This window comes from Pseudomonas sp. KCJK8993 (assembly GCF_046230915.1).
Taxonomy (GTDB): domain Bacteria; phylum Pseudomonadota; class Gammaproteobacteria; order Pseudomonadales; family Pseudomonadaceae; genus Aquipseudomonas; species Aquipseudomonas piscis.
Genome location: NZ_JBJJLO010000246.1, coordinates 1 through 1,113, shown reverse-complemented (window position 1 = coordinate 1,113; position 1,113 = coordinate 1). Strand labels below are relative to the sequence as shown.

Here is a 1,113-nt window from a genome sequence, read left to right as displayed (position 1 = left end):
ATTACTCGATGACTTTGGCTACGACGCCAGCGCCGACGGTACGACCGCCTTCACGGATAGCGAAACGCAGGCCATCTTCCATCGCGATGGTCTTGATCAGAGTGACAGTCATCTGGATGTTGTCACCTGGCATTACCATTTCAACGCCTTCTGGCAGTTCGCAGTTACCAGTCACGTCAGTAGTACGGAAGTAGAACTGTGGACGGTAGCCTTTGAAGAACGGAGTATGACGACCACCTTCTTCTTTGCTCAGAACGTAAACTTCAGCGGTGAACTTGGTGTGCGGCTTAACGGTACCTGGCTTAACCAGAACCTGGCCACGCTCAACGTCGTCACGCTTGGTGCCACGCAGCAGAACGCCGCAGTTCTCACCAGCACGACCTTCGTCCAGCAGCTTGCGGAACATTTCAACGCCGGTGCAGGTAGTCTTCTGAGTCTCGCGCAGACCCACGATCTCAACTTCTTCCTGGATGCGAACGATGCCACGCTCAACACGGCCAGTTACCACAGTGCCACGACCGGAGATCGAGAACACGTCTTCGATTGGCATCAGGAACGGCTTGTCGATAGCACGCTCTGGCTCTGGAATGTAGGTATCCAGAGTTTCTACCAGACGCTTAACAGCGGTGGTACCCATTTCGTTGTCGTCTTGGCCGTTCAGAGCCATCAGAGCCGAACCGATGATGATCGGAGTGTCATCACCTGGGAAGTCGTAAGTGCTCAGCAGATCGCGCACTTCCATCTCAACCAGTTCCAGCAGCTCAGCGTCGTCCACCATGTCAGCCTTGTTCAGGAAGACAACGATGTACGGAACACCTACCTGACGGGACAGCAGGATGTGCTCACGAGTTTGCGGCATCGGACCATCGGCAGCCGAGCAAACCAGGATCGCGCCGTCCATCTGGGCAGCACCGGTGATCATGTTTTTGACGTAGTCGGCGTGACCTGGGCAGTCAACGTGCGCGTAGTGACGAATGTTCGAGTCGTACTCTACGTGCGCAGTGTTGATGGTGATACCACGAGCTTTTTCTTCTGGAGCGCTGTCGATCTTGTCGAAGTCAACACGAGCCGAACCGAAAACTTCGGAGCAAACGCGAGTCAGAGCAGCGGTCA

Annotated in this window: 1 protein-coding gene; it reads right to left on the bottom strand. The window is 55.1% G+C overall.

The genetic code is table 11. From position 1 onward, the window contains the following. Position 1: 1 nt before the first annotated feature. Positions 2 to 1,113 (bottom strand): elongation factor Tu (gene tuf / locus ACK6AU_RS31980; protein ID WP_409303766.1); only part of this gene is annotated, 1,112 nt, incomplete at its 5' end.